The sequence below is a fragment of the Hyalangium minutum genome (genome assembly GCF_000737315.1).
Taxonomy (GTDB): domain Bacteria; phylum Myxococcota; class Myxococcia; order Myxococcales; family Myxococcaceae; genus Hyalangium; species Hyalangium minutum.
In genome coordinates this window covers 90742-114862 of record NZ_JMCB01000015.1, presented here as the reverse complement: position 1 = coordinate 114862, position 24121 = coordinate 90742, and the positions used below count along the sequence as shown (strand labels likewise).

Annotated in this window: 19 protein-coding genes; 11 read left to right on the top strand and 8 right to left on the bottom strand. The window is 69.3% G+C overall.

What is annotated here, in order from left to right:
- The first annotated feature begins 106 nt into the window (after positions 1-106).
- Genes DB31_RS32715 through DB31_RS51705 form a run of 4 tightly spaced genes read left to right on the top strand, consistent with a single transcriptional unit; the run spans position 107 to position 3239 of the window.
- Positions 107-493, top strand: coding sequence for a type 2 periplasmic-binding domain-containing protein (locus DB31_RS32715; RefSeq protein ID WP_044195082.1), 387 nt, complete (start codon positions 107-109; stop codon positions 491-493).
- 34 nt (positions 494-527) lie between these two features.
- A complete protein-coding gene (locus DB31_RS45425; protein ID WP_052420440.1) occupies positions 528-1901 on the top strand; it encodes an adenylate/guanylate cyclase domain-containing protein in 1374 nt (457 codons plus the stop codon).
- Positions 1902-1912: 11 nt separating this feature from the next.
- The gene (locus DB31_RS49245) at positions 1913-2941 is read left to right on the top strand and encodes a hypothetical protein (protein WP_044195080.1); all 1029 of its coding nucleotides are present in this window, start codon (positions 1913-1915) and stop codon (positions 2939-2941) included.
- A complete protein-coding gene (locus DB31_RS51705; RefSeq protein WP_075306340.1) occupies positions 2874-3239 on the top strand; it encodes a WD40 repeat domain-containing protein in 366 nt (121 codons plus the stop codon). The genes DB31_RS49245 and DB31_RS51705 overlap by 68 nt, the downstream gene beginning before the upstream one ends.
- Here DB31_RS51705 and uvrA read toward each other — a convergent pair.
- Positions 3236-5722: an excinuclease ABC subunit UvrA gene (gene uvrA, locus DB31_RS32695; protein ID WP_240486988.1), complete on the bottom strand. Its 2487-nt coding sequence runs from the start codon at positions 5720-5722 to the stop codon at positions 3236-3238. The two genes, DB31_RS51705 and uvrA, sit on opposite strands and share 4 nt — an antisense overlap.
- Positions 5723-5907: 185 nt before the next feature.
- Between uvrA and DB31_RS32690 the strand changes: the two genes are divergently transcribed.
- Entirely contained in the window at positions 5908-6240 is a 333-nt protein-coding gene (locus DB31_RS32690) for a PadR family transcriptional regulator (protein WP_044195070.1), read from the top strand.
- Positions 6241-6255: 15 nt separating this feature from the next.
- Positions 6256-8928 carry an ABC transporter permease gene (locus DB31_RS32685; protein ID WP_052420439.1) on the top strand — a complete coding sequence of 891 codons (2673 nt, stop codon included), beginning with the start codon at positions 6256-6258 and terminating at the stop codon, positions 8926-8928.
- A gap of 3 nt (positions 8929-8931) precedes the next feature.
- Here the strand turns inward: DB31_RS32685 and DB31_RS32680 are convergent, their stop codons facing one another.
- The 4 genes from DB31_RS32680 to DB31_RS32665 form a co-directional block, all read right to left on the bottom strand.
- Positions 8932-9921: an aldo/keto reductase gene (locus DB31_RS32680; RefSeq protein ID WP_044195066.1), complete on the bottom strand. Its 990-nt coding sequence runs from the start codon at positions 9919-9921 to the stop codon at positions 8932-8934.
- Positions 9922-10019: 98 nt separating this feature from the next.
- Positions 10020-10697 carry a hypothetical protein gene (locus DB31_RS32675; RefSeq protein WP_044195064.1) on the bottom strand — a complete coding sequence of 226 codons (678 nt, stop codon included), beginning with the start codon at positions 10695-10697 and terminating at the stop codon, positions 10020-10022.
- A 167-nt stretch (positions 10698-10864) separates the two neighbouring features.
- A complete protein-coding gene (locus DB31_RS32670) occupies positions 10865-11476 on the bottom strand; it encodes a hypothetical protein (protein WP_044195062.1) in 612 nt (203 codons plus the stop codon).
- 309 nt (positions 11477-11785) lie between these two features.
- Positions 11786-12640, bottom strand: coding sequence for an SDR family oxidoreductase (locus DB31_RS32665; protein WP_044195059.1), 855 nt, complete (start codon positions 12638-12640; stop codon positions 11786-11788).
- A gap of 101 nt (positions 12641-12741) precedes the next feature.
- On the opposite strand from DB31_RS32665, the gene DB31_RS32660 reads away from it, so the two are divergent.
- Entirely contained in the window at positions 12742-13206 is a 465-nt protein-coding gene (locus tag DB31_RS32660; RefSeq protein WP_044195058.1) for a winged helix-turn-helix transcriptional regulator, read from the top strand.
- Between the two features lie 115 nt (positions 13207-13321).
- Here DB31_RS32660 and DB31_RS48215 read toward each other — a convergent pair whose 3' ends face one another.
- Positions 13322-15679, bottom strand: a complete 2358-nt coding sequence (locus DB31_RS48215) for an immunoglobulin-like domain-containing protein (RefSeq protein WP_083968964.1) — start codon at positions 15677-15679, stop codon at positions 13322-13324.
- A gap of 208 nt (positions 15680-15887) precedes the next feature.
- Here DB31_RS48215 and DB31_RS32650 point away from each other — a divergent pair, with 208 nt between their 5' ends.
- On the top strand, positions 15888-16274 hold the full coding sequence (locus DB31_RS32650) for a VOC family protein (protein WP_044195055.1): 387 nt from the start codon (positions 15888-15890) through the stop codon (positions 16272-16274).
- 22 nt (positions 16275-16296) lie between these two features.
- Here DB31_RS32650 and DB31_RS32645 read toward each other — a convergent pair whose 3' ends face one another.
- Positions 16297-17631, bottom strand: coding sequence for a hypothetical protein (locus tag DB31_RS32645; RefSeq protein WP_044195053.1), 1335 nt, complete (start codon positions 17629-17631; stop codon positions 16297-16299).
- 121 nt (positions 17632-17752) lie between these two features.
- Here DB31_RS32645 and DB31_RS32640 point away from each other — a divergent pair, with 121 nt between their 5' ends.
- The 3 genes from DB31_RS32640 (at position 17753) to DB31_RS32630 (ending at position 23069) form a co-directional block, all read left to right on the top strand.
- Positions 17753-18715 (top strand): squalene/phytoene synthase family protein, encoded by a 963-nt coding sequence (locus DB31_RS32640; protein ID WP_052420438.1) that lies wholly within the window; start codon positions 17753-17755, stop codon positions 18713-18715.
- A gap of 40 nt (positions 18716-18755) precedes the next feature.
- Positions 18756-20075 (top strand): transporter substrate-binding domain-containing protein, encoded by a 1320-nt coding sequence (locus DB31_RS32635; RefSeq protein ID WP_044195051.1) that lies wholly within the window; start codon positions 18756-18758, stop codon positions 20073-20075.
- 69 nt (positions 20076-20144) lie between these two features.
- Positions 20145-23069, top strand: a complete 2925-nt coding sequence (locus DB31_RS32630) for a tetratricopeptide repeat protein (protein WP_052420437.1) — start codon at positions 20145-20147, stop codon at positions 23067-23069.
- Between the two features lie 12 nt (positions 23070-23081).
- Here DB31_RS32630 and DB31_RS32625 read toward each other — a convergent pair whose 3' ends face one another.
- A complete protein-coding gene (locus DB31_RS32625; RefSeq protein WP_044195048.1) occupies positions 23082-24080 on the bottom strand; it encodes a PD-(D/E)XK nuclease family protein in 999 nt (332 codons plus the stop codon).
- Between the last annotated feature and the right edge of the window lie 41 nt (positions 24081-24121).

Here is a 24121-nt window from a genome sequence, read left to right as displayed (position 1 = left end):
CTCACCAGCGCGGGCTATCGGACAGCCTCGCCCAGGCCTCGTTCGCCAACGCCAGCGCCCCCAGGCCCGCCTGTTCGACCTGGCCCGCCAGGAGGCGGACGGGGGGGTGCGCACGTTCAAGCCCCGAGGGGACTCGCTGGTGGCGCGCAAGGTGGGACAGCTGGCGTGGCGGCTGTACGCCACGGGCAAGTACCTGGAGCGCGCGCCCCCGCTGAAGGCCCCACCGGACTTGGCCCAGCACGAGCTGGTGGGGTTCGACGCGGCGCTGTCGGAGGCGGCAGCCGCGCACCAGGGGGTGGCCTCACTGCCGTGTATCCTCGCGGGCCGCTATCCGCAGCTGCGGCCCGTGCTGCCCGAGGTGGAGCTCCCCATGGAGGATGTGTGGCGGGTCTCCTCTCGCGAGGCGCGCCAGGTGGAGCGCGTGCGCGGGGTGATGGGCTTCCTCTCCGAGCAGTTCGAGCGGATGCGCGCTGAGATGCTGGGCGTGCGCTGAGACCGAAGCGCCTCCCTGCGGTACCCTTGCCGCAATGGCCACGCCCCATGCCCCCACCGAAGCGGTCCGACGCCCCGAGCCGGAAGAGGAGCGGGAGATTGAAAACCTGTTGCGCCAGGAGTCTGCGCACGGCGAGCGCCTCGTCTCGCTCGTCCGGGCGCTGTTCTTCAGTCTGGCCGTTGCCATCAACAGCGTCTCGAACGGCTACCCGGGCGAGACGCCGAGGATCGTGCGGCTGCTGTTGCCCTGGATCGCCGGCGGTCTGATGATCGTCTGCTGGGGCTGGTACCTCTTCGTGCGCCGGAGCGGGTACCGGCCGCTGTATGCGCGCCTCAGCGCGGTGCTGGATGCACTGGTCCTGGCGGACTTCACCCTCCTGGCGGTGCTCGGCGCCATCGAGCAGGGCCACGGCGTGCCGACAGCCCTCTACGCCGGGGCAGCGCCGCTGGCGTTCATCGCCTTCTTCGCGCTGGTCTCCGCAGGGCTGCGCCAGGATCCGCTCGCGTGCGTGCTCACGGGTGCGTTCTCCGTGGCGATTACCGGCGCCTCGCTGTGGGTGCTCCGGCCGTATGTAGACACGGCGCTGCTGGAACAGTTCGCCAACCTCCCCGCGGGGCTGCTGTGGATCGTCCGAGGTGTGGCCTTTATCGCCTGCACGGCGGTGGTGGCGTTCACGGCCCGGCGGGCGCGGGAGCTGGCCCGGCAGGTGGGGCGCGCCAGCGCGGCGCAGAGCCGCGTCATCCAGCTCTTTGGCAAGTACGTGGCCCCCGAGGTCGCCCGGGGCGTCCTCGACGCCAATGGGGAAGCCCGCGCCGAGCAGGTGGAGGTAACGGTCCTCTTCACGGATCTGCGCAACTTCACCGCCCTCTCGGAGAAGCTGCCGCCCGGAGCAGTGCTCGAGGTGCTCAACGCGCATTACCAAGCCATTGTCCCTGCGGTGCACGCGCACGGCGGCACGGTGAACAAGTTCATCGGCGACGCCATCATGGCCACCTTCGGCGCCCCACTCCGGCAGGGAGACCACGCCGAGCGGGCCGTGCGCGCGGCCATCCAGATGTTGGGGACAATGGAGGCGCTCAACGCCCGCCTGCGCGAGCGGGAGCTGCCCGAGCTGGAGATGGGCATCGGCGTGGCCACCGGGCCGGTGGTGGTGGGGACGCTCGGGGCGACGCAGCGGGTGGAGTACGCGGTGATTGGCGACACGGTGAACACCGCCTCCCGGCTCGAAGGGCTGAACAAGGAGCTGGGGACACGGCTGCTGCTGTCTCCCGGGACGCGCGACGCGGTCGCGGGGGTGCTGCCCACGCGCGGACTCGGAGAAGTGCCTGTGAAGGGCAAAGCGCGTCCCGTGCCCGTGTTCACCATCGAGGGGCTGCCGGTGCGCACTGTCTCCAGCCCGGTCCACTGAGAGGCGTCCTCATGACTCCAGTCCCCCGAATCCATGACGTGGTCCCTTTGAGCACCGGGGGCGCGCTGATCGCCCTGGGAGAGAAGGGCGTTCGCCTCTACGCCCCGAACGGCAAGAACCTGCACCGGTGGAGCTGCCCAGCCACGCACCTCACAATCTCCGATGATGGGCAACACGCCATCGCCCGCAGCACCAAGCGAGGCATGCTCCAGACCCTCCACCGGCTGGAGCTCACCTCCCTCACCGCCACCTTCTGGTGCGAGGCCGAGTTCGCGGTGGCCGCTCCCACGTTCGACGGCAACGTGTGGTACGTCGCGCCCGACCAGGGCCTGGGGGTCGACAACTTCATCGAAGCCATCGACGCAAAAGCCTCTGGCTTCGAGCGGATCCTCACCGGGAAGGTGCCCTTCATGTGGCCGATCCGCCTCCGCCGTCACTTGGGCCAGCTCTACCTCTGGACCAGCTCGCTCGGGGCCTCGCACCTGGACATCTACGCGCTCCCCTCTCTCGAGCACGTGGGCAGCAGCACGGTCGAAGTCCCGGACTTCGGGCGTCCCCGCCCGGGCGGGAGCAGCGAGGAGAACATGAGCCGCTTCCTCCTGGCCGAACGCCTCGTCGGAAGCGAGACCCCGCCGTTCACCCGTGAGCCGGTCTACTTGATCGACAGCCCGGGGGAGGACGAGCCCTGGGGAACCTGCCGGATCCAGGATTTGAAAGGGACGTGGGAACGGCCATTCATGGTTCGCGCTGCGGCGATGGTGGGCTCCGGCCGCTGGGTGGCGCTCCTCCTTCGCCAGCCGACATACATGGGGGTGGTGTGCTTCGATCTCGAAGCACGAGAGCCCCGCTGGGTCCACGCCTTCGAGGGCCCGGCGCCCCACTTCATCCCAGGCTCACATCCCCTGCCCTCCGTCAGAACCGGAGCGGGCCTCCGGATCGAGGGAAAACGCCTCGCTGCGTGGGACTCCGTGGGTGAGGTGGTGGTCCTGGAGCTGGAGACGCAGCGCTCCCAGATGCACTTCCGGCTCTTGCCGTGGTAGGGCTCTGCGCGTGGGCACGAGCGACGGAGTCTTCTGCGTGCAGTTCGCCCGGGACGGGCGGATGGCCGCCGCGGGAGCGGATGGCACCGTGCGGATCTGGGAGGTCGAGAGCGCTCGGGAGGTGCGAAAGCTCTCGGGGCACACGGGAGCCGTGCGGTCCGCTGCCTGGGCCCCCTCAGACCAACGGCTGGCCACGGCGGGAGCGGACGGGGTCCGGCTCTGGGAGATCAGCACCGGAGCGCTCCTCGGCGAGCCTTCGAGTGTTCTCGAAACACCCTCCGTTTCAATGCGTCGCTAGGCCCCCAAGCACTCGGAGAGATACGGCGCCGTGCGGCTCTTGGATGTGGCGGCCACTTGAGCGGGCGTTCCCGCCACCACCACCTTGCCCCCCTCCTCGCCCGCGCCCGGGCCCATGTCGATGACCCAGTCGCTCGCGGCGATGACGCGCATATCGTGCTCCACGAGGATGATGGTGTTGCCCGCCTCGACCAGTCCGTTGAGCTGGGACATGAGCCTGTCCACGTCCGCGGGGTGCAGGCCCGTGGTGGGCTCGTCGAGGACGTAGAGCGTGTGCCCGCGCTGCACCCGCTGCAGCTCCGTGGCGAGCTTGATGCGCTGGGCCTCGCCGCCGGACAGCTCCGTGGCGGGCTGCCCCAGCCTCAGGTAGCCCAGGCCCACCTCCTTCAGCACGCCCAGCGCGCGGTGCACCGCCGTGTCCTCGGCGAAGAACGCGTACGCCGCGTCCACCGTCATCCCCAACACCTCGGCGATGTTCTTCCCGCGGTACTGAATCTCCAGCGTCTTCGCGTTGTAGCGGGCACCGTGGCACGTAGGGCACGGCGCGTACACGCTGGGCAGGAAGAGCAGCTCCACGCTCACGAAGCCCTCGCCCTCGCACGTCTCGCAGCGGCCCTTGGCCACGTTGAACGAGAAGCGCCCCACATCGAACCGCCGGGCCCGGGCCTCCTTCGTCGCAGCAAACAGCTTGCGCACGTGGTCGAACAGCCCCGTGTACGTCGCCAGGTTGGAGCGAGGCGTACGGCCGATGGGCCTCTGGTCCACGCGCACCAGGCGCTTGATCCCCTCCATGCCGCTGACGATCTTCCCGCCCGTGGTGAGCACGACGGAGCGCTCCAGTTCCTCGCCCTCGTCCTCGTCCGGGAGCAGCTCATGGCCGAGCTGCTCGGAGACCAGCTCCACGAGTACCTGGCTCACCAGGCTCGACTTGCCCGAGCCGGACACGCCCGTCACCGTGGTGAAGACGCCCAGCGGGAACTCCACATCCAGCCCGTGCAAGTTGTTGCGGGAGACGCCCTCCAGGCGGAGCCACCCCTTGGGCGAGCGGGGCGTATGGCGCGCAGCAGCCTTCTCCTCGAAGAGGTAGCGCCGCGTGTGCGAGGCCTCCACGGAGGCGAGCCCCTCGAGCGGACCGCTGTAGAGGATGCGCCCGCCGTGCTCACCCGCGGCCGGCCCCACGTCCACAATCCAGTCCGCGTGGCGGATGACATCCACCTCGTGCTCCACCACGAAGAGCGAGTTGCCCGAGCCCTTCAGCTGATCGAGCGCCTTGAGCAGCGACGCGGTGTCCGCCGGGTGGAGTCCCGCGGAGGGCTCGTCCAGCACGTACACCACGCCGAACAGGTTGGAGCGCACCTGGGTGGCGAGCCGCAGCCGCTGCAGCTCTCCGGGAGAGAGCGTCGGCGTGCTGCGCTCCAGCGACAGGTACCCCAGCCCGAGCTCGGCCAGCACGTCGATGCGCGCCAGCAGATCCTTGGCGATGCGCTGGGCCACGAGCGCTTTCTCCGGGTGCTCGCGAGACAGCTTCGCCATCCCGGGTGCCGTGCCGTTGACGGTGGGCCGGAGAATCTCCGCCACACGCTTGAGCGGCAACCGGGACAGCTCGCCAATGTCGAGCCCCGCGAAGGTGACGGACAGGGACTCGCGGCGCAGGCGCTTGCCGTGGCACAGGCGGCACTCCCCACTCACCATGTACTGCGAGACGCGCTTCTTGATCATCGCGCTCTGCGTGGTGGCGAAGGTCTGCAGCACGAACTTCCGGGCGCTGGTGAAGGTGCCCATGTAGCTGGGCGCTTCCTTGCGCCTGAGGGCCCGCCGCGTCTCGGCCGGAGTGAAGCCCGCGTAGACGGGGACAGTGGGCTGCTCCTCGGTGAAGAGGATCCACTCGCGGTCCTTCTGCGGCAGCTCGCGCCAGGGCGTGTCCACGTCGTACCCGAGCGACACCAGGATGTCGCGCAGGTTCTGGCCGTGCCACGCGGGAGGCCACGCGGCGATGGCCCGCTCACGGATGGTGAGCGAGGGATCCGGCACCATGGACTCCTCGGTCGCGTCGTACACGCGGCCCAGGCCATGGCAGTTCGGGCACGCCCCTGCCGGCGTGTTGGGCGAGAACGCATCCGAGTCCAGGTGCGGCTGGTTCGGCGGGTACGTCCCCGCGCGCGAGTACAGCAGGCGCAGCGAGTTGGAGATTGTCGTCACGCTGCCCACGGACGAGCGCGTCGTCGGCGTGCCTCGGTGCTGCTGGAGCGCCACCGCCGGGGGCAGGCCTTCAATGGCATCCACCTCGGGGACGCCTGCCTGGTCGATCAGCCGCCGGGCGTACGGGGCCACGGACTCGAAGTAGCGCCGCTGAGCCTCTGCGTAGAGCGTCCCGAAGGCGAGCGAGGACTTCCCGGAGCCGGAGATGCCCGTGAACACCACGAACGCATCCCGGGGGATGTCGACGTCCACGTCCTTGAGGTTGTGCTCGCGAGCGCCTCGCACGCGAACGAAACCGTGTGGGGAGCCGCCTGCTGGCTCGGAAGGCGGGGAGCCACGGAACTTGAGAACACGCACCCGGTGAAGGTGCTACTGGCGGCCCTCGCGAGCAAGAGAATCGAGGGCCGCTCCCCTTGACGGCTTAGGGGAAGGAACGGCATGCTCCCCTAAGATGCCAAGGGGAGAAGTTCATGGGTGACTCGTCGCTGGAGCTGCTGCAGGGGACGCTGGATGTGCTGCTGTTGAAAGTCCTCTCGTGGGGGCCGCAACACGGGTACGGGGTGGCGGAGCTGATCCGGATGCGCAGCGGTGAGGCGCTGAAGGTGGAGGAAGGGGCGCTCTACCCGGCGCTGCACCGGCTGGAGCGGCGTGGCTGGGTGGAGGCGGAGTGGGGGGTGTCGGAGAACAACCGGAAGGCGAAGTTCTACCGGCTCACGAGCGCGGGGCGGGCGCAGCTGCGCGCGGGCACGCAGCACTGGCTGGCGTACTCGGACGCGGTGACGCGCGTGCTGCAGTCGGCGTGAGGAAGCGGGAGAGCCATGGCTGAGAGTCCCCCGCGGCGCGAGCGCCCGTGGCCGTTCCGGCGCCTGTTCCGCCTGGCGGTCCGTCCGCCCGCGCCCGAGCAGGAAGTAGACGAGGAGCTGCGCTTCCACCTGGAGCTGAGCGTGGAGCGGCTGGTGCAGGGCGGCCTGTCTCCGGAGGATGCGCGCGAGGAGGCACTGCGGCGCTTCGGGGACATGGCGCACTACCGCGAGGAGTGCGTGGAGCTGAGCCGACAGAGGGAGAAAGAGATGGGCCGGGCCTTGCGGTGGGGAGCGCTGGTGCAGGACGTGCGGTACGGGGTGCGCGGGCTGCTGCGCACGCCGGGCTTCACGCTGGTGGCGGTGCTGACGTTGGCGCTGGGCATCGGAGCGAACACGGCCATCTTCGGCGTGGTGCGAGGGGTGCTGCTGCGAGAGCTCCCCTACCCCGCCCCGGAGCGGCTGGTGCGGCTGTGGCAGGGAGCGCCGGAGACGACCAGGGGCTACTTCTCCGTACCGGACATGGAGGACTGGCGCACGCTGTCGCAGTCGCTGGAGGCGGCGGGGGCCTACCAGTACGCGGAGGGCCGCACGGGGATGGATCTGCTGGGCGACGGGGAGCCGGTGCGCCTGCAGATGTCCTTCGTGACGGACGGGGTGTTCCAGGCGCTCGGGACGGCGCCGCTGCTCGGGCGCCCGTTGCAGCCGCAGGACCACGTGCACGGACAGGCGAGCGTGGTGGTGCTGAGCCACGGGCTGTGGCAGCGCCGCTTCGGCGGCTCAGCGGACGTGGTGGGCCGCACGGTGACGCTCGACAACAAGCCGTGCACGGTGGTGGGAGTGATGCCGCGCGGCTTCGACTTCCCGGCTCCCAACGTGGAGGCGTGGATGCCGGTGGCGTACTTCAAGCAGGACGACGTGCCGTGGGAGGTTCGGGGCTCGCGCTGGCTGGCGGGGGTGGGACGGCTGAAGCCGGGGGTGACGCTGGAGGCGGCGCGCGCGGATCTCAACCGGGTGGCGAGGACGCTGGAGGCCGAGCACCCGGACTCCAACGCGCACTTCGGCAGCGCCACGGTGGTGCCACTGCATGAGTCCATGGTGGGCGAGGTGAAGACGAGCCTGCTGGTGCTGCTGGGCGCGGTGGCGTTCATCCTGCTCATTGCGTGCGCCAACCTGGCGAACCTGCTCCTGGCGCGAGGCACGGTGCGGGAGCAGGAGCTGGCGGTGCGCGCGGCGCTGGGGGCCTCGCCGGGGCGGCTCGCGAGGCAGCTGATCACCGAAAGCCTGCTCCTGGCGTTCGCGGGTGGTGTGCTGGGAATGGGCGTGGCGGTCCTCGGCTCTGAGGGGTTGGTGCACCTGGCCGCTGGGAAGTTGCCGCGCGCCAGCGAAGTCCGCCTGGACGGCACGGTGCTGGCATTCACGCTGGGGCTCACGGCGCTCACGGGCCTGCTGTTCGGACTGCTGCCCGCGCTGAGGGCCACGGCACCCTCGCTGCAGCCGTTGCTCAAGGGGGCCTCGCCGGGCCAGGGAGCGGGAGGCGGCAAGCGCCTGCGCGGAGGGCTCGTGGTGGCGGAGGTGGCGCTCGCGGTGGTGCTGGCCAGCGGAGCGGGGCTCGCGGCGCGCAGCTTCGAGCACCTGCTGTCCAAGGACATGGGCTTTGATCCGAAGGGACTGGCCATCGTGAGCTTCAGCATCGGCTCGGCGCACGACGAGAACTCGAAGGGGTACTACCAGCAGGTACTCGAGGCGGTGCGAGCGGTGCCCGGGGTGGAGTCGGTGGGCGCGGCGAAGACGGTGCCGGGCCAGACGGACGTGGAGCAGCTGCGGCTGCCGGTGCGAGGCCAGCCCGACGCGCTGGTGCGCGTCAACGTGCTGCACATCAGCCGCGACTACTTCCGCACGCTGCGGATTCCGTTGAAGGGCGGCCGGGACTTCACGGATGCCGATCGAGGCGGAGAAGGCACGCAGCTGAAGATCGTGGTGAACGAGACCTTCGTGCGCCGCCTCGGGCTGCAGGGCGATCCCGTGGGCCAGGTGATGGACCTGGGCGAGCCGGTGACGATCATCGGCGTGGTGGGTGACACGCTGCAGGCGGGGCCCTCGGAGCCGGCCGAGCCGATGCTCTACCTGCACGCGCTGCAGAACATGCGCTCGGGGGTGAACCTGCTGGTGCGCAGCAAGGGCGATCCGCTGCGGGTGGCGGCGGACGTGCAGAAGGCGGTGTGGAGCGTGGACCGCAACCAGACCATCACCCGCGTCACCACGCTGGAGCAGATGATGAGCGAGGTGGTGGCCCGCCCGAGGCTGCTCGCGGTACTGATGGGCCTGTTCGCGGCGCTGGGGCTGCTGCTGGGCGCGGTGGGCATCTACGGGGTGCTGGCGTACACGGTGAGCCAGCGCCGCCGGGAGATCGGCGTGCGGCTGGCGCTCGGAGCGACCACGGGCGACGTGCTGCGGATGGTGGTGGGCGGAGGCCTGCGGCTGGTGGCCGTGGGCGTGGGGGTGGGCCTGGCGGGGGCGCTCGCGCTCGCACGGCTCATGGAGAGCGTGCTCTACGGAGTGCCCCCGCACGACCCGCTCACCTTCGTGTCCGTGGTGGGGGGGCTGCTCGCGGTGGCGCTGTTCGCGAGCTGGCTGCCCGCGCGGCGGGCGACACGCGTGCCACCCGCCATCGCCCTACGAGCCGAGTAGCCCTCAGCGGTTCAGGCTCTTCATCATCGCCTCGGGGTAGCGGGCTCCAGAGGCGGCTCCGAGCGGGAACACGTCATCCAAGGCCTGGAGCTCCTCGGGCGTCAGCGAGACATCCAGCGCGTGGAGATTCTCCTCCAGGTACTTGCGCCGCTTGGTGCCGGGGATGGGCACGAGGTCCTCCCCCTTGGCGAGCACCCAGGCCAGCGCGAGCTGCGAGGGGGTGCAGCCCTTCTGAGTGGCCAGCTCCTTCACCTTGCGCACCAGCTCCAGGTTCTTTTGGAAGTTCTCGCCCTGGAAGCGGGGCGAGCGGCTCCGGTAGTCATCCGGCTCGAAGTCCTCGGGCTTGGTGATGGCGCCGGTGAGGAAGCCGCGGCCCAGCGGGCTGTACGGCACGAAGCCGATGCCCAGGCGGCGGCAGGTGGCGAGCACGCCCTCCTCGGGGTCTCGCGTCCACAGGGAGTACTCGGACTGCAAGGCGGTGATGGGGTGGACGCGGTGGGCGCGCTCGATCGTCTCCGAGGAGGCCTCGCTCATGCCCAGATAGCGGACCTTGCCCTGCTTCACGAGCTCGGCCATGGCGCCCACGGTGTCCTCGATGGGGACGGCGGGGTCCACGCGGTGCTGGTAGTAGAGATCAATCGTCTCGACGTTGAGCCGCCGGAGGCTGTCCTCGCACGCCTTGCGGACATAGTCGGGCTTGCCGCTGACGCCCCGGACTGCGGGGTTCTTGGGGTCGCGGATGATGCCGAACTTGGTGGCGAGCACCACCCGGTCGCGCTTGCCCTGGAGCGCGCGGCCGACGAGCTCCTCGTTGAGGTGGGGCCCGTAGACATCGGCGGTGTCCAGGAAGGTGACGCCCAGTTCCAGGGCGCGGTGGAGGGTGGCGATGGACTCCGCGTCATCGCGGCCTCCATAGAACTCACTCATGCCCATGCAGCCCAGCCCGAGGGCCGAGACCCGAGGGCCGTTGCGGCCCAGTTGACGCAGCTTCATCGTGCTCCCCTCACGCGCGGTGAACAGCGCACCCTAGACCAGGAGGGTGCGGTGAGCGAGACCTCCGGCGACAGCCTCACGGTGACGGAGGCGAAGGCTCAGCTGCGAGCAATGTCGCTGGAGGCGCTCCCGGAGGGGAGACCGGCGCGGAACATGGCGCGTAGGCGATCGAAGCGAGCCTCCCGGCCCTGGGGATCCGCGAGACGCCAGTACTGATCCGCCCAGTCATAGGCGGCGCGGGCGTGCTGGGCGGCGGCGCCCTGGAAGAACTCCTGAGCGGCGATGAACTCGGTGTGCACCTGCTTGAGCACGGACTCGGCGGAGCCGCTGGCCGAGAGGGCGCGGACGACCGCGTCATGGGCCTGGAGGACGGCGGGCCCGAGCGCCTCCAGGTGCAAGCCCATCTTCTCGCGGGCCACGCCGCGCGAGTAGCACTCGCGGACCTCGGTGGGAGCGAACGCCATTTCCACAGCGCCCAGCGGGAGCGTGGAGGGAGCGGGGTGCAACTGGGACTGGCCCGCCAGAGAGACGACGAGGCGCACGCCACGCACGATGGGGTACATCAGGAGGAAGTCGATGCGGCTCAGGCCTTCGCAGAGGGCCTTGGGCTGGGTGCCAGACTCCCAGAGACGTTTGAGACTGGGCAGGAGATCGAGGACCTCTCGCGAGTACCGGAGGACTTCCCAGGCATGGAACTTGAGATCCAGCCAAGGCTCCCTGTCCGGGAGAGTGGGCAACAACGCACACAGCTCGTTCAGCTCAGCATCCGTCGTCACGATGGCCCCCGTAGACGGGCTCTTCTCCCCGCTCCGCCACGCCCCGTCCAGTCCGCCTACCCACGGACGCTAGGAATTCAGACAAGGCGGCGTGAGCCCCCCCTCCTCGGCTTTCGCGATCCCACTGTGAGGTAGCGGTCAGCTCCGCAGGGGCATCGTTCAGCGGTCTACGTCGGATCCTGATCAGAATCCGAGACGTCGGTCTGGGGGTGAGACTGCGGATCCACTTCGGGTGTCAGGGGGCACTCCACGGTCTGGAGACCGAAGGAGCCCCCGGTCCAGGGCTGGAGCTTGGCGCGGAGGAGGTGGACGGAGCTGTCGAGCTCCAGTTCGAAGTGCCACGCGTCATCCTCCATCTGGCCGCGCTGCGTCAGGCGGGGCAGTCCTCGTGGAACGAGCACAGCAACGGCCTCGCACACCAAGCTGGAAGCGGCGGCGTGAATGGAAGAGCCCTTGGGGAGGACGGCACGGGGAATGGCGAGGACGTTGGCAGTGATGACCTGAGGCCGCTCCTCGTGGGCCCAGGGGGCATGGCCCCAGGATCTGAGATGAAGTCCGCGCGTGTAGTAGGTACACCGGGCGAGTGTGTACCTGCCCTCCTCCTGAATGCGGTCGCGCTGCTCCTTCCAGTAGGCCTGTGTGCGGTGGAAGGAGAGGTCCAGGTGGGCGTCGCGGGTGATCTTCGGCTGGAACGCCGCGGCGAGCTCACCGGCCTTGAGCGGATAGAGGAGCTCCTTGGGCAGCGACTCTTTTCGGGAATGGACCTTCAGCTCAGCCATGGGCACGCCCCGCTCAGCTCAACCAGCGCTTCAGTTCGTACTTGGCCTCTTGCAGGTCATAGGCCTTCTTGTCCTTCCACTCCACGGCCATCAGCGTGTCGCACTTGCAGAGGAAGAGTCACCCGCTCCCCATCGCCGTACACGAACGGGCAGGCCATTCGAGGGCCGAACCAAGAGATGACTCAGGGGGTGAAATGATCAACCCGGGTCCCGGTAGCAGAGTGCAGCAGTGACCACTCCTCGGGAGAAGGAATCGAGCATCGATGGAATCCCCTCGATTCTGGAGAGCGGCAAGGAGCTCGGTGAGCATCAGCGCTTGAACGCCACGGCGACCGCGTCCGCGAGCGCCGTCGTGGGACGGCCGATGAGGCGGTGCAGGTCGCCGGAGGAGTCGTTGAGCTCGCCGCGAGAAACGCCGACATCGGAGTCCGCCAGCGCTGCGGCGTAGGGTTTCGGCACGCCCGCGCTTTCGAGCACGCCCTGGTACTGCTCGGGCGCCAGGTTGGTGTAGGCAATCGCCCTGCCGGCCTGGCGAGACACCTCGGCGGCCAGTTCCGCCATGGTGAACGGGGTGTCCCCTCCCAGCTCATACACCTTGTTCTCATGCCCCGAGCCGGTGAGCACCGCCGCCGCGGCCGCCGCGTAGTCGGCCCGAGTGGCGGCGGCAATCCGCCCCTCGCCCGCGCTGCCGACAAGCGCGCCGTGCGCCAGCGCGGGCCCGAGGTTCTCCGTGTAGTTCTCGAAGTACCAGCCGTTGCGCAGGAACACGTACGGCAGGCCGGAGGCGCGAATGCTCTCCTCGGTGGCCTTGTGCTCCGCGGCCAGCGCCAGCCGCGAGCGCTCCGCGTGCAGGATGCTCGTGTAGACCAGGAGGCGCACGCCCGCCTTCTTGGCGGCCTGCACCACGGCCTCATGCTGCTGCGCCCGCTGCCCGACTTCATTGGAGGAGATGAGCAGCACCTTCTCCACACCCTGGAACGCCAGCCCGAGCGTCTCCGGCTGGCTGTAGTCCGCTCTGCGGACCTGGACGCCGCGATGGGCAAGCTCGGCGGCCTTCTCGGGATTCCGCACGGCCGCGATGACATGGCTGGCGGGGACCTTCTTGAGCAGCTCCTCGATGACGAGACGGCCGAGCTTCCCGGTGGCTCCGGTGACGAGAATCATGGGGTGCCTCTCCTGGCGTGAAAACGCCGCTGAAGTTCGAGACTCTCTTTAACGGGGGTACTGTCTTTTGGTAAGTACCTACCTTGAAGTAAGCTACTGGCATGACAGCGAGCAAGCAGCCCAAGCACCTGAGCAAAGCGATGGCGAAGTGGGCCGAGCAGCGGGGGGACCTCTACGCCGCCGCGTGCCCCTCCCGAGGCGTCCTGGACCACGTCACGAGCCGCTGGGGCGTGCTGGTGCTCGTCGCGCTGCTGGAACGGACGCACCGCTTCAGTGAGCTGCGGCGGAGGGTGGCGGGGGTGAGCGAGAAGATGCTCGCCCAGACGCTGCACGCGCTGGAGGAGGACGGCTTCGTGCATCGCGAGGTCTACCCGGTGATTCCTCCCCGGGTGGATTACAGCCTCACGCCCCTGGGCCGGGAGGTCGCGGGGCACATCGAGATCCTCACCGACTGGATCGAGGAGAGCCTGCCGCGCATCATCTCCGCTCGCGCCGAGCACGCCTCCCGGAAGCCCACTCCCTCGGGCGAGGAAGCGAAGAGGGAGCTCCGGGTGCGGAGCAAGTAGAGCGGGGTTCGATCAGGTTGAGCCGGTTCCTACAGGAGGCGGGGGGAGCTCAACCCCAGTGGGCCTCGCTATGCGCTGAGGCACAGTCCGGCGGCATGGAGGGCCTGTGCGCCCATCACGGGCAGACTTCGCGATCGTCCAGCGCGTTGAGGTGGCCCTCGGCATTGCCGGTGAACGAGCGGGCGTAGATGCCGCCGTCCCAGCTGCCGTCGCTGAAGGAGACATGGGCCCTGGGCGCCAGCACCGTGCCCCAGAAGCCGAAGCCTTGGGCGGTGATGGAGGTAGCGTCCACGAAGTTGTAGAGCACGCCGTGCTGATCGATGCCGCTGAAGAAGATGCCGAAGCCGGTGAAGGTGGCCGAGGCACCGCGGATGTTGACCACCGCCAGCGAGCCGGCCGGCGCATCGATGGACAGCATCCTGGCGCCGGTGAAGGCGCTGGCGTCCACGTCGAAGACATTCACGGCGGGCTGGGTGCCCGTCAGGAAGATGCCGCCCCAGGACTCGCGGCGGGTGGTGCCCGTGGTGGGCAGGGCGCCGAGCCCGCTGGACAGGTGCCGCAGTTCGGCGAAGCGGGCCGTGAAGTCGATGGGCGTGCCCTGGGCCACGGCGCCGCGCGAGTAGACCACCGCGGAGTCCGCGCTGTAGCTGCCGCCGTACCACGCGTCACCCCAGACACCGCCGCGAGCCAGGGACAGGTTGCCCTGAGCCACCAACGTGTTGGAGATCTGGCTGTCCGGCAGCCCGAAGCCGACGGCGAAGTCCGTCATGGAGATGTTGCCGCCCGCGGCCACCTTGCCCTCGACGTCGTGGCCCCCGGTGTAGTCCTCCTGGAGGAACAGGGTGTAGTCGCTCAAATGCACCGGGAGGCAGGTGGCACAGGGGCCCACGGTGAGCTGGCGCGACGCAGTGCTCGCGTTCCCCGCGCCATCCGTCACACTGTAAGTGACGGTGTACGCGCCTGCCTGGGACTGATCGAGGTTGCTGGAGATGACGACGTCCGGCGTGAGATCGCCAGCGCAGGCGTCCGAGGCCACGGCGCCCAGTTCCACATAGGGCGAGCCATCGCACTCCAGTTCCAAGGAATCCGGACCAACCAGCTCGAGTACGGGCGCGAGCGTGTCGATCACCGACACAGTGCGCGTGGCCGAACCAAAGTGGCCGCGCCCATCACTGGCGCTGTAGGTGAGCGCATAAGTCCCGGGCTGTTGGCCGTTCACGGAGCCAGAAGCATTGACGGCCACAGTCCCCGCGCACTGATCGACGGCGGAGGCGCCGGGGTCTACGAACGGACTGCCACACTCCACGGACACGGCGGCCGGGCCACGGAGCACCACCGTGGGGGGCAGCGTGTCGGCCACGGTGATGGCGCGGTTCTGGGCGGTGGCGGCGGAGTTCCCGGACGGATCCGTGGCCCGATACTGAGTCGAGTAGGAGCCCGGCCGGCTCAGGTCCGGCGGATTGATCGCCACGGCGGGCAGGACGCCCGCACAGCTGTCCACGGCCGTCGCGCCGGGATCCACAAACGGCCCCCCACACTCCACCGTGAGGCTCAGCGCGCCATTGAGCGTCACCATGGGGGCACGCGTGTCGGACACCCGGACGGTCCGGGTCTGCGGCGTGGCGGCATTGCGCCCATCGCTGACGTTGTAGACGAGCGGGTAGTTGCCCACCACGTTCGGATTCACCGTGCCGGTGCGCACGATGGCGCTGTTGAGCACGCCCAAGCAGACATCCGTGGCCAGGGCGCCCGGGTCGTTGAAGCTCGAACCACACTCCAGGGGCATGGTCGCGGCGCCGAGCAGCGACAGCACCGGCGACAGCGTGTCCACGACGGTGACGGTGCGCGTCACGGGAGCGGAGACATTGGAGGCCGCGTCGCGGGCCTGGTACGTCACGGAGAACGAGGCAAGCTGCGCCATGTTCACCGTGCCGCTGTAGGAGATGCTGGAGGACGGCAGCGCTCCTTCGCAGAGGTCATCCGCCGTGACGCCGGTCAGGTAGGCGTAGGAGCCGCCCCGAGCGCACTGCACCGTCTGGTTGAGAGGGCTGACGCGGACGACGGGCACCACCCCATCCGCCACCGTGACGCTCCCCGTGCACGAAGCGCTGCGGCCGCCCCGGTCCGTGCACGTCAGCGTCACCGGCGTGGTGCCTACGGCATAGGGGCCCGCGGGAGACTGGGTACAGCCCACCAGGTCTCCGTCCGGATCCGAGGAGCCATTGTCGATGGAGGCTGGGAAGGTGCACGTGTTGGCCGTCCTCACCAACACGTTGCCGCAGCGTGCCACCGGCGGGTTGGCGGCCAATGACTGAACGGGGCTGGAGGTCTCTTCGCTGACGGACTCGCTCTGGACGGCGGAGCCCTGGTTCTTCGAGGGCTCTGGAGAGGCTTCACGCGTGGGCTCACCGCAGGCAATGGCTGTCAGCGCAGCCCCTAACAAGAAAGCACTCCATCCAGAACGCAGTGTCATCGGCTGTCTCCCCCTCACGAGCGAGAAGTGTTACCCGCTCGTTTCAAAAAAACAAGACACCGAGAAAAGAGCCTTCTTTGTAGGCGATTACTCACCCTGTCTGATATTGTGAACGCACTTCGGAATGACAGGAATTACCAGTCCATTCCGAGAAGCGCGTTTCACCCGAATTGATAAATCATTGGCTGGAGAACCGGAGGCCGTGCAAATGAGCAAGCCCTATAAGCCGCAAGGCTATGCAAGTGTTTCGGCGTATGTGATGGCGGATGGCGCGCAGCGGGTGATCGACTTCTTGAAAAAGACTTTCGATGCCCGGGAGCTGCGCCGCTACCAAAGCCCCTCGGGCTCCATCATGCACGTCGAGGTGCAGATCGACGACACGGTGGTGATGTTGTCGGACGGCGGGGGGCAGTTCCCCGCGTTTCCGGTGTGGCTCCATGTCTATGTACCGGATGTGGACGCCACCTATCGGCGCGCCTTGGAGGCCGGGGGCGTCTCCGTGCAGGAGCCCAAGCAGAAGGACGACCCCGACCGCCGCTGCGGCGTGAAGGATCCCGCGGGCAATACGTGGTGGATCGCGACCCAAGTGGGCTGAGCCGCGAGCCACAACTCACCCGTCAGGGCGAGGGCGTGATGGCGCGAATGCGTGAGCCCAGCACGTCCATACGGTCGTTGATCACGTTGCCCCAGAAGAAGGAGGACGAGGCCTGGACGCTGGAGAGCTCCGCGTCCATGTGCATGAGGCGCAGCAGCGGATCCCCGGGGACGTAGACCGGCACGGCGGAGCGGCCCTGGAGCGTGACGAACGGGAAGTTGGGCCTTAGCACGGGGAGCACCGAAGAGCGGAGCAGCCTCAGCGGATAGGCGAGGTTCAGCGTGTCGGGCAGCGCCAGCGAGGCGGTCTGCACGAACTCCTCGCCAGTCCACTCCAGGCGTCGCAGCATGCTCGGCGGGCCCGTGGGGTCCGCTCTGATGGTGGTCCACACGGACTGGGGCTCAAAGCCCACCACGAAGCCCTCCAGCGACTGGCACGGCGCGGACGTGCGCACGAAGCGGCCAGCGGTGAGCTGGAAGGCGCACGCCTGGAAGGAGGCCTCAGGGGCCCCGAGGTTCTGGACGGCCGTCAGCCGATCGCCGGTGCGGAAGAGGAGGCCCCGAGGGCCGTCACTGCCCACGGGGCCGAGGCTCTCCAGGAACAGCCAGCGTGTCCCCTCCGTATGGGACAGCGTACTCCCGTCGAAGGTGAAGAGCTGAATCGAGGAGGTGTGCGCCACGGCTACGTCGTTCTCGGTGGCGCGGATGGACTCGGGCATTCCCGACGAATGGGCGATGGACGCGGTGAGCTCCAGCTTCTCCCCCGTGTCCACGTAGCGCAGGACCTGCGCGGACGTGACGACCCACACCACGTCCCCGACGGCCTCCACCCTGCCGAAGGGGAGCTGCTGCGGAGAGTTCGTGCCGCGGAAGACATTCGTTCCGCAGATCCAAGCGCCGCTGCGGGTGCTCTCCAGCGTCTCGCAGCGCTGGGGCAGTTGATGCAGCGGCGGCTCGGAGGCGCGGTCCTGAGCGGCGAGGAGATCGAACTGCTGGATGCCGCCGATCGGATCAAAGCCGATGAAGAAGTGATAGCGGCCCACCTTCGTGGGAGTGAAGCGGAGGGTGACGCCGGTCTTGTCCTTGTCGTTCTGGGTGGACTCGAGCATCACCGGCTGCTGGTCTGGGTCGAAGACCTCGATCTGGGAAGCGATGATCGCCGCGCCCTCGACCGACTGGCACACGCCCGCGTAGTCCAGGCTGGGACCGACGAACAGTTCCTCGGGCTTCCCCACCAGGAGCATCCCAGCGGGGGTGTTTGCCTGCAGCGTAAAAGGAACGCACTGATTGGAGCCCCCACAGCCACACAGGCCGAGAACGAGCGCGAGGGCAAGGATGACGGACGGCGGCTTCAGCATGAGGAGCTCCTCTCCCAAATGCAGAAGTCTGATCATAGTTCCCTGCTCTCTGCCCAAGGCGTGCCTGGGATCTGATAATTCTTGAGCCAGCTCGCACTCTGCTGACTTGGATCCACACCCGGTGCCTCCTCTTCCTCCTCCCTCTCCCCTGTCGGACCCAGAGCTCTCCATTCACCTCGAGCGCACCAGCCGGACCTTCGCGCTTGCCATTCCCTTGCTCCAGGAGCCTCTCCAGCGCGAGGTGGGCCTCGCGTACCTGCTGCTGCGGGTCGCTGACACGCTGGAGGATGCCGCGCCGTGGACGCGCGAGGGGCGCCGCGCGGCGCTGGAGGAGTTCGAGCGGCTCCTGCAAAAGGAAGCAGGGCTCGAGGCTTCGGAGCGAGTCCGTCACTGGCTGGAGCGCCGGCCCTCGGAGAACGCCCACTACCTGCGGCTGCTGGAGCAGACGCCTCAGCTCCTGGCAAACCTGGAGGCGCTGCGCCCCGAGGCCACCGCCATCGTCCGCCGCTTCGTGCTGCTCACCGTCCAGGGCATGCGGCGGGTGCTGGCCGGTGCCACCGAGCAAGGGCAGCTCCAGCTGGGCTCGATCCAGGAGCTGCGCGACTATTGCTACATCGTGGCGGGACTGGTGGGAGAGCTGCTGACGGAGCTGTTCCTCCTGGACGCGCGTCTGGCGCTCTTCGCCTCGGAGCTGCGCGCGCTGGCGCCCCTCTTCGGCGAGGCGCTGCAGTTGGTGAACATCCTGAAGGACGCCACGGAAGACCGCGAGGAGGGCCGGACCTGGCTGCCCGGCACCGTGCGGCTGGAGGAGGTCCACGCGCTCGCGAGGAGAGACCTCGTGGATGCGGCCCGCTACGTGCGCACGCTCCACGCCGCGGGGGCCTCGCACGGGGTGTTGGCCTTCACGGCGATGCCGCTGCTGCTGGCGCATGCCACCCTGCGGCTGCTGGTGCGGCAGGGCCCTGGCGCGAAGGTGTCCCGCGCGGAGGTGACCGCGCAGATGACGGCGCTCCAGGAAGCGCTCCAGCGGGGCACCCTGCCCGAGGAAATCATCCAGCTGGCCCAGTCTCCCCGCGAGGAGTGAGACACTGCTGCGAATCACCCGGCTGCTCCCGAGGGTTCCTATGCACTTCCACCGTCTCTCTCTGAAGACGCCGTCTCTGCTGGCCCTGGCCGTACTGCTCGGCGCGGTGGCCGCGTGCCAGTCAGGCCCAGGCCACGCGCCCCCGGGGCCCGAGCTGCGCGTTGGCACCAGTGGCGACTACCCGCCCTTCAGCGACTGGAAGGAAGAGCGTCCCCACGGCTTCTCCGTGGCGGTGGTGGAGTCCTTCGCCGAGGCTCACCGGCTCCAGCCCTCGTGGGTGCGCTTCCGCTGGCCGGAGCTGGTGAAGGACCTCGAGGCAGGGAAGTTCGACCTGGCCGACAGCGGCATCACCGTGCGCCCCGAGCGCTCGCTGACCGGGCGCTTCACCGTCCCGGTGCTCCGCAATGGCGCCGTGTTGCTGCTGCGACGGCCGAGCTGGGCCCTGACTCCGGCCACGGCCCTCCCGCCTGGACCCGAAGCCGCCCTCGCCGAGGTGCGCGCGCTCGACCGGCCCGAGCTGCGGGTCGCGGTCAACCGAGGAGGCCACCTGGAGCGCGTGGCCCGAAGCCTCTTTCATCAGGCGCAGATCCTGGCCATCCCAGACAACGCGGCGGTGCGGGAGGCGCTGGCCACCGGTCAGGCGCACGCGGCGCTCAGCAACAACCTCGAGGCCCCGCGCTGGGCCCAGGGTCTCACGGGCATCGAGCGGGTCGGGCCGCTGACCCGGGACGTCGTCGCCCTCTACGTCCGCGCGGACCGGCCCGACCTGGAGGCGAAGCTCAACGCATGGCTCCTCGCGCAAGAGAGCAACGGAGCCCTCGGCTCGCTGCGTGCTCGCTATCTGGGGCCCGGGGCCGGAGATGCCACCGCGCTGCCCGTGCAGGCCCTGCTGGCGGCCACGGCCGAGCGGCTGGCGCTCATGCCCTGGGTCGCCGCAGCCAAGCAGCGCGACGGCAAACCCATCGAGGATCTCCCTCAAGAGGCCAAGGTGCTGGCAGCCTCACGAGAGGCGGTGCGAAGTGCGGCGGGTGCCCTGGACAGAGCCCCTCCCTCGGACGCGGCGCTCGACGCCTTCTTCCAGGCGCAGATCGACGCCGCGAAGGGGGTGCAGCGACGCGCCTCTATTGATGCGGGAGCCCCCTCTCCTTCTCTCGACAAGGAGCTGCGGCCCGCCATCGCTCGCATCAGCGATCGAATGGCGGGGCTCGTGGCTCGCCTGCCGGACGGCTTGGATGAGGCCACTGTGCTGGATCTGGCCCAGGACTGGCTCGGATCCAGCGGACTGGACGCGGCCGAGCTGGAGCGAATCGCCCGGACCCTCGCTGCGCTGCGTCCGGGCCCGGCCTCCGAGGTCCCTTAGGAGGCCCGCTCCCTCTGGTGGGGCGGGGTCGTGATGTTTTGACGGGGGTCTGGGATAATCACTCCGAGCATGAGTGATTCCGAGCAGGAACCGAAGACGGCCCCCGCCTCCGGCCCGCCGCCAGAGGCCGACACCGTCATCCGCTCCTCCTCCTCGCTCTCCCCGGGAAAAGAAGTCACCTGGCTCTCTTCCATCCCCACCCCAGGCCAGACGCTCGCTGGCCGGTACATGATCTTCGAGCAGCTGGGCCAGGGCGGCATGGGCGTGGTGCTGGCGGCCTATGACACGCGGCTGGATCGGCGCATCGCCCTCAAGCTGCTGCGCTCCCAAGAGGACGCCAGCGACAGCGCCGGCGACGGCGAGGCCCGCCTCGTGCGCGAGGCCCAGGCCATGGCGCGCCTCAACCACCTCCACGTGGTGGCTGTCTACGACGCCGGGCCTCTGGAGGATGGCTCCCTCTTCATCGCCATGGAGTACGTGGAGGGGCAGACGCTGCGGAAGTGGCGGGACGAGCAGCCTCGCACGTGGCGCCAAGTACTGGCCGCCTACCTCGCGGCGGGCCGGGGACTGGCCGCCGCCCACGCCGCGGGCCTCATCCATCGGGACTTCAAGCCGGACAACGTGCTGGTGGGCAAGGACGGCCGCGTCCGGGTGACGGACTTCGGGCTGGCACGCACCAACCCTGGCCCCACCAACGCCGAGCAAGTACCCGCCTCGCTCTCCTCGGACACGTGGGACAGCGCCCTCACCGTGCCGGGCACGCTGATGGGCACGCCCAAGTACATGGCCCCCGAGCTGATGCGCGGGGAGGCCGCGGGCGTCCGCAGCGATCTCTACGCTTTTTGCGTCTCGCTCTACGAGGCCCTCTATGGGCAGCTCCCCTTCCCGGCCAGCAGCATGGCCGAGTACTCGCGCGCCCGGCGCGAGGGCCGCCTGCTGCCGCCGCCCACCTCGTCTGACGTTCCACCCTGGCTGGCGCGCACGGTGCTCCAGGGGCTGCACGTAGACCCCCTGCAGCGCCCCTCCTCCATGGAGGCGCTGCTCATGGCCCTGGCGAATGATCCCGAGGAGAAGCGCCGAGCCCAGCGGATGACCGGGACCCTCACCTCGGTGGGGCTGCTGCTGGCCGCGCTGGCCATCTGGGGCTGGGGCCGCCAGCACGCGCAGGAGCCCACGTGCAGTCAGGTGTCGCGTCGGCTGGACGGCATCTGGGACGAGGCCGTGAAGGTGCGGGTGCGCCAGTCGCTGCTGGGCACAAACCTGCCGTACGCGGCGGCCACCGCCGAGCGCGTCACCACCGCCCTCCAGGGCTACGCCGAGCGGTGGGTGAAGCAGAGCCAGGCGCTGTGTCAGGCGGAGCAGACGGCGCAGAACTCGCGGCTGGCGGCGCTGCGCGAGTCCTGCCTGGAGCGGCGCCGCAGCCGGCTCCACGCCACCACGGAGCTGCTGGCGCGAGGCGCCGACCCTGAGTTGCTGGAGAAGGCGGCCCAGGCGGCCCAGTCGCTGCCTCCGCTCGAGGACTGCGAGGACGACAAGGCGCTCACCGCTGCCGTGCCTCCGCCGGAGGATCCGGGCATCCGCGCTCAGGTGGAGGCCCTCCAGAAGAAGGAGGATCGGGTGGAGGCGCTCCTGGTCTCCGGCAAGTACAAGGAGGGACTGGCCGCCGCGGAGCCGCTGCTGCACGAGGTGGAGCCCGTGGGCGATGCGCCGCTCACCGCGCACCTGCTGTTCCTCACGGGCCGGCTCCGCCACGACACCGGCGACTACAAGGGCGCCGAAGCAGCCCTGCGCCAGGCCCTCGCCGAGAGTGCGCGCGGCAAGGATCGGGTGCTCATGTCCCGGTCGCTGAGCTACCTCCTCATCGTCACGGGGGTGCGGCAGAAGCGCCTGCAGGAGGCCACGCCACTGGCGCCCATCGTCGAAGCCGTGGCGGAGGCCACCGAAGACGACGTCGCGCTGGCGCTCGCGCTGCACCACCTGAGCGTCCTGCACCAGGAGATGGGGCAATACCCGGAGGCCTGGGAGAAGGCCACCCGCGCCCTCGCCCTGCGGGAGAAGGCCCTGGGCCCCGAGCACCCGGACGTGGCCAGCTCCCTCCAGCACCTGAGCCACATCGCATGGTGGATGGGCAAGTACCCGCTGGCCCTGGAGATGGCCGAGCGCTCGCTGGCCCTGAAGAAGAAGGTCCTGGGCCCGGAGCATCCCGAGGTGGCCAAGGCGCTCAAGCCCGCGGCCGCCGCGCTGCGGGATCTCGGCCGCTATGAGGAGGCGCGCGAGCGGTTCGCACAGGTGCTGGCCCTCCAGGAGAAGGTGCTCGGGCCTGAGCATCCGGACGTGGCCAGCGCCCTGAGCAACCTGAGCGGGGTGCTCACCGACCTGGGCCGCTTCGAGGAGGCGGTCCAGTACTCGGAGCGGGCCCTGGCCTTGAAGGAGAAGCTCCTGGGCAAGGACCACCCGGACCTGGCCAGCACGCTCAACAACCTGGGCAACGCGCTGTCGGAGATGGGACGCCACCGGGAAGCAATGGAGCGGCACGCGCACGCCCTCTCGCTCCAGGAGAAGGCCCGAGGGCCTCAGCACCCACTGGTGGCCCTGGCGCTCACCTTGCTGGGCACGGACCTGATGAACCTGGGGCGGTACGAGGAGGCCCGGCAGAAGCTCGAGCGCGCGCTGGCCATCCAGGAGAAGGCCTACGGCAAGGACCACCCGGATCTGTCCTACGTGCTCATGGCCCAGGGCGAGCTGCTTCTGGCGCAGCGCCGGCCAATCGAGGCGCTGCCGGTGCTGGAGCGCGCCCTGAAGCTGAGCCCCGAGGGAGGCATCCTCGCCGAGGTGCAGTTCCCCCTGGCCCGAGCGATCTGGGAGGCCCGGCGCGGCGAGCGGCCGCGCGCGGTGACGCTGGCCACCGCGGCCCGGATGCACTGGCAGCAGGTAGGCCAGGGTTCCAAGCAGGACCTCATCTCGCAGTGGCTGGCGGCCCACCCCAGCCCCTGAAGCCCGCGCGGCTCAGGCCACCTTGGGCGCGGAGGTCTGCGCCTGCTGCTGCTGCTGCGCCTGGAACTGCGCCGCCGCCTCCTGCCGTCCGCAGGGCCGCCGGAAGACACAGCGCACGCACGGGGACAGGTCCTCGGACTGAGGGAACACCGAGACATCCTTGGGCGCGTTGGTGGCGGGATCGGCCAGCACCTCGCGCATGCGGGCCACGCTCTGGGCGAAGCGGCCCTTGAAGGCATCCATGGCCTCCAGGTCCACGTGCACGTCCTGCTCCAGCCCCTCGTTCAGGTACACCAGCGAGGCGCGCACCTTCTCCAGCGGGAACTTGTAGCGCTGGGAGACATAGAGCGCGTAGCCCAGCACCTGGTCGTCATAGCCCTCGCGCGCCTTGCCCGTCTTCCAGTCCACCACCACGGGCGCGCCCGTGTCGTCCACGTAGGCGAAGTCGGGGATGGCGAACACCTTGAGTCCATCCAGGGTGAAGCTGGAGAAGTCGAAGCCCGCGTCCACCTCGAGCCACTGGGCGGGCTTGAGCGAGCGCGCCAGCGCCGGCCACCGCGAAGAGAAGAACCACGAGAGCGCCTGGCGCACCGTCTCCCAGTTCTGCTTCCACGCCTCGTCCGTGACGGGCTCGGCATACTCGTGCTCCACCAGCCCGGTGAAGGACTTGCGGTGCTTCTGCGTCCAGTACGCCTTCTTCTGCGAGTGCCGGAAGTCGTCCTGCATCAGCCTGCGGGCCCGGGCCTCGGCCTCGGCCGGGTCCACCGAGCGCCCCGCGCGCCAGTCCAGCAGCACGTCCCGCACGCACTCGTGCACCACGCTGCCGGCCCACGTGTAGCGGTTGTTCAGCTTCTTGAGGACGTACAGCTCGCGCACGTCCTTCGCCGCCTCCGCTTCCCACCCGCCCCACGAGCGGTAGTAATAGAGGTAGTAGGCCCGAAGGCATTCAGAGAACTTCTCGTGGCGGCTCTTGGACCAGGAGAAGTCATTGGTGAGCGTGGTGCGCCTCATGCGAGGCGCGCATCCTAAGCCGTTGGCCGCCCGTCCAGAAG